The sequence below is a fragment of the Bacillus sp. V3-13 genome (assembly GCF_002860165.1).
Taxonomy (GTDB): Bacteria; Bacillota; Bacilli; order Bacillales; family Cytobacillaceae; genus Bacillus_BJ.
In genome coordinates this window covers 1-4,236 of sequence record NZ_PGUZ01000096.1, presented here as the reverse complement: position 1 = coordinate 4,236, position 4,236 = coordinate 1, and the positions used below count along the sequence as shown (strand labels likewise).

General features: G+C 42.6%; 4 protein-coding genes. All 4 read right to left on the bottom strand.

Annotated features, from left to right (window positions below; all coding sequences use genetic code 11):
* Positions 1-73: 73 nt before the first annotated feature.
* Positions 74-895, bottom strand: a complete 822-nt coding sequence (locus CU633_RS22080; protein ID WP_101662699.1) for a sugar phosphate isomerase/epimerase family protein — start codon at positions 893-895, stop codon at positions 74-76.
* 306 nt (positions 896-1,201) lie between these two features.
* A complete protein-coding gene (locus CU633_RS22075; RefSeq protein ID WP_101662698.1) occupies positions 1,202-2,041 on the bottom strand; it encodes a sugar phosphate isomerase/epimerase family protein in 840 nt (279 codons plus the stop codon).
* Between the two features lie 61 nt (positions 2,042-2,102).
* On the bottom strand, positions 2,103-3,137 hold the full coding sequence (locus tag CU633_RS22070; protein WP_257959268.1) for a zinc-dependent alcohol dehydrogenase family protein: 1,035 nt from the start codon (positions 3,135-3,137) through the stop codon (positions 2,103-2,105).
* A gap of 44 nt (positions 3,138-3,181) precedes the next feature.
* A complete protein-coding gene (locus CU633_RS22065; protein WP_101662697.1) occupies positions 3,182-4,153 on the bottom strand; it encodes a sugar phosphate isomerase/epimerase family protein in 972 nt (323 codons plus the stop codon).
* Positions 4,154-4,236: the final 83 nt, after the last annotated feature.

Here is a 4,236-nt window from a genome sequence, read left to right as displayed (position 1 = left end):
CTGTTTTGTGGCAGAACGGAACCCTCAAAGCCGAGTTTTCATAGAACTTTTTACACTACCTGTCCGTCAGTGTTTACACTGTTCTTAAAGGTAGTCCTTGTGAAAGAAATTGCCTGCTGATTTCCGCTCCTTCTTTCGGATTTGAATAGCTGTCCAATTCAACGGTAATCCAGCCATCATATCGAACATCCTCGAGAATCTTGAGCATTTCGGCAAACTTTTGATGTCCTTTTCCCAAAGGCAAAAATTGTCCTTCTGCGTAATCTTTAAAGTGAACATATTTAATTCTATCTGCGTATTTCTTTATAACCTCGACAGGATCTCCCCCACCCGCTTCAATATGGGCGGTATCCGGGCAGAGATTGATGGATGTTAAAGGCATTAACTTATCCAATTGCTCGGGCCTTTCTACACAAGTTCCAAGATGAGGATGGTAACTTGGGATCAGCTTATACTTTTCAGCTATTTTGGCAGCTCTATTTAGTGCATCCCCCAATTTTATGTAATCGCTTTCCGAGATGCCGTTAGTTCGGATTGCTCCGCCGCCAATAACCAGGTGCTCTGCTCCCAATTCTGCTGCCAGTGCTGACACGCTTTCTATTTTTGATAACTCTTCTTCTAAGATATCGTCAAAAATAAAATTCCCGCCTGTATAGACTCCGATAAATTCCAAAGAACGGCTTGATATGAACTCTTTGAACTCCTGTTCTTTCCCTTTGTATTGCATAAGGTTTCCATCAAAAATTTCAAAGCCTTTGTATCCGGTTTCAGAAATATCCCTCAATGCTTCCTCTGTTGATCCATTGGCAAGATAATAGAGATCCTTTACTGAAGTAACGCCAGCAGGGTGGCCGACAACGCCTCCCCAAGTATTCGTTTGGTAACCAAATTTCATGATTTCACCTCGTCCATTTTTTAGAGTCAACAAAAATTTTTACGTTTTTACAGATCACCTCCTTAAAGTAATCCATTACATTTTTCTTTTTAACAACCAATTAAATGACCGGTTCTAAGCAGGTTTCTGTGGGTCAGTTCAAAATTTTTTTGACCAATGTATAATCATGAATGTGTTATATATCCTGTGCTGATTTCTTTAGTTGACTAAGAGGGTAATCAAAGAGTTATGGTTGTATGGTGGGAATTCTTAGAAGCATGTTAGGGGCCAGAATGAACGAATGGCACTGGCCCCATTTTTCAGCTATTAAAAAATTCCATTTACTTTGTTTTTCAGGAATTCAATCGAAGTTTTGGCATACCAATCCGGTTCAGATTGTCTGGAATGGAAACCAACTTCCATGGATAGATATCCGTCATAATTAATTTCCTTCAACGCTCTTAATACTGCGTCAAAGTCACATCTTCCCTGGCCTGGAGGAAGGCGATCATTATCTGATATATGGACATGGTGGAGTTTATCAGCCATGCGATATACATAATCACTAGGGACTTCATTCCGATATAAAGCATGGAAAGTATCAAACATCACTTTGACATTATCCAGGCCTGTTTGCTCAGCTAGAAGCAATGCGTCGTCAGCTGTTTCAATAAGATTACTATCCGTAGGGGTTGGCTCTACTACCATCGTCACACCAAGTTCCTTTGCATAATTCCCTACTTCAATCAATCCTTCCAGGCTGTAATTCCAGGCATCCTGTTGAGTGGTTCCAAAGACAACCCAGCCGGCAATCCACATCACAGTTGGGCATTCCCATTCATGGGCAAGGCGTACTACTTCTTTATAATGCTTGATCGTAAACTCTCTTTCTTCTTTTGAAGGTGAGCTAGGGTTCATGCCTGGTCCGCCGCCCGGTGCAGGAAGCATGGAAGAAACCTTTAAATTGTTTTCTTTTAATAGCTTTAAAATTTCCTGTCTTCTTTCAGGCGATAAATAGTCCGGCCACGCATGGGGAGCCGCACAGCCAATTTCAATCGCATCATAGCCAAAGGAAGACAATCGTTTGATGACTTCTTCAAGCGGATAAGAAGGTACCCAGGATGGGAAACTGCTATAGACCCATGTATTAAATGCAATGCCTTTCATAGTCAATTACCTCTTCTCATAGAAATTTATGATTCTATTACACTAGCTTTTGAACACAAGATTATTCCCAAACAAATACTGCTTTTTCCGTTTTTCTTTCATCAAATAAACGGAAGGCCGTTTCTGCTTCATCCAGCTTAAAGCGGTGGGTAACTAATTTTTCAACTGGAAGGTTATGTCTGACGATAAACTCCGCTATCTCAGGGAATTCCTGAATTGGGAAATACCATGAACCCATTACGGTTACTTGTTTGCGAATTAATTGCGGGCTCGGTTTAATGGTTGTTTCCTTGCTTTCCCCGACAAAGGCTACTCTTCCATGAGGCCTTACACAATCCAGTGCATCATTCTGTGCATATGGACTTCCCGAACAATCAATAGCGGCATCTGCTCCCCGCCCATTCGTAATGCGTATAATTTCGTCTTGTACATTCGCATGTTTGCCGTTGATGATATAATCTGCTCCAAGCTCTTTCGCCATTTCCAAGCGTTCATCCAGCATGTCTACGGCAATAACTATGGCTCCCAATCCTTTCCCAATCATCACGCCGGCATTGCCCATGGGCCCCAATCCAAACACAACCAGTATGTCTCTTCCTGAGATACCTAATCTCTTTTGTGCGTGATACAGTGTTCCAACTGCATCAGTAGAAACAGCTGCAGTAACAAAGCTCATATCATCCGGAAGCTTCATGCAATTTTCTGCCGGCACCACCATATAGTCAGCATCTCCGCCATGGGAATCAAAACCTACACATTTAAAGTCCTTACAGAACATTTTGTATCCGCTCTTGCAATGTGCGCATTCTCCGCACCCAATTGCCAAATAAACGGCTACTCTATCGCCCTGCTTGAAAGTGGATACACCATTGCCTACTTCTGTAATTACTCCGGCAGGCTCATGTCCCGGAATCGTTGTGCCCAGTTCTGTTCCTTCAAAAACAGATGTTCCGTAGTACAAACTCATATCACTGCGGCAGATTGCCGAAGCTTTAAGCTGTATTAATACTTCTCCCTGCCCTGGTGTTGGAATATCAACCTGGCGCACATCTACTTTTTTATCTCCCGGAAAAAATACTGCTTGCATTGTTGTCATAAAATTACCTCCGTCTATATATTTTACTGAATCTCTTTTAAGCCCTAGGCCCACCACATTTCTCCGACGTTCTCTTTAAACAAAGCTTCTTTTAACAGGGTAATTGCTTTACTTAAACCTTCATCAGTGGAAGCCAGCATGTCTTCATGCTCAATAGACACAACATAATCATAACCAACGGCACGCAGGGTGCTGATCATATCCTTCCAGAGCTTTTCGTTATGCCCATATCCAACAGACCTGAAGGTCCATGACCGGTCAAGGATTTGGCTATAATGCTTGGTATCCAGAACACCGTTTAGACTTATATTGGACTTATCCAAATACACATCCTTGGCATGGAAATGAAAGATGGCTTTTTCCCGGCCAAGCTTCTTGAGGGCTTCTACCGGATTAATTCCCTGCCAGACCAAATGGCTTGGATCAAAATTGGCGCCGATAGTCTCACCGGCTTGTTCCCTTAATTTCAAAAGTGTTTCCGGATTGTAAACGACAAAACCCGGGTGCATTTCGAACGCTATCTGTCGAATCCCATGCGATTTAGCGAATTTCGCTTCCTCTTTCCAATATGGGATCACTACTTCATTCCACTGCCAATCCAGCACTTCCGTGTATTCCGGCGGCCATGAACATGTGACCCAATTAGGGAACTTTGCTCCTGCATGGTCTCCTGGACATCCGGAAAAGCCATTAACCACTGGCACTTCCAGCCGTTCAGCCAGCCGGACCGTTTTTCTCCAAACCTTATGTGCTTCCTTTGCCGTGCCGGAATTGGGATGCAGCGGATTGCCATGACAGCTTAGGCCACTTATTAATATCCCTCTGCTTTCAAGCGCTTTTTTAAAAGCTTTTAATTTTTCTGGGCTCTCCAATAATTTATCCGGGTTACAATGATGGTTCCCCGGAAAACTGCCTGTTCCCAATTCAACAGCTTCGATTCCCATCTCAGCGACTTTATCAAGCATTGCCTCTAGAGTGAGGTTTTGGTAGAGAACAGTAAATACTCCCAGTTTCATTTATTGCCCTCCCTTTTGTTCAGACGTATTGTCAAAAATTAAATATATAAATCAAGCAAATACATTGATATCAGAGGGTTTAT

Coding starts and splice junctions, on each gene's coding strand:
- CU633_RS22080 (WP_101662699.1), bottom strand. CDS start 895: ATGAAATTTGGTTACCAAACGAATACTTGGGGAGGCGTTGTCGGCCAC.
- CU633_RS22075 (WP_101662698.1), bottom strand. CDS start 2,041: ATGAAAGGCATTGCATTTAATACATGGGTCTATAGCAGTTTCCCATCC.
- CU633_RS22070 (WP_257959268.1), bottom strand. CDS start 3,137: ATGACAACAATGCAAGCAGTATTTTTTCCGGGAGATAAAAAAGTAGAT.
- CU633_RS22065 (WP_101662697.1), bottom strand. CDS start 4,153: ATGAAACTGGGAGTATTTACTGTTCTCTACCAAAACCTCACTCTAGAG.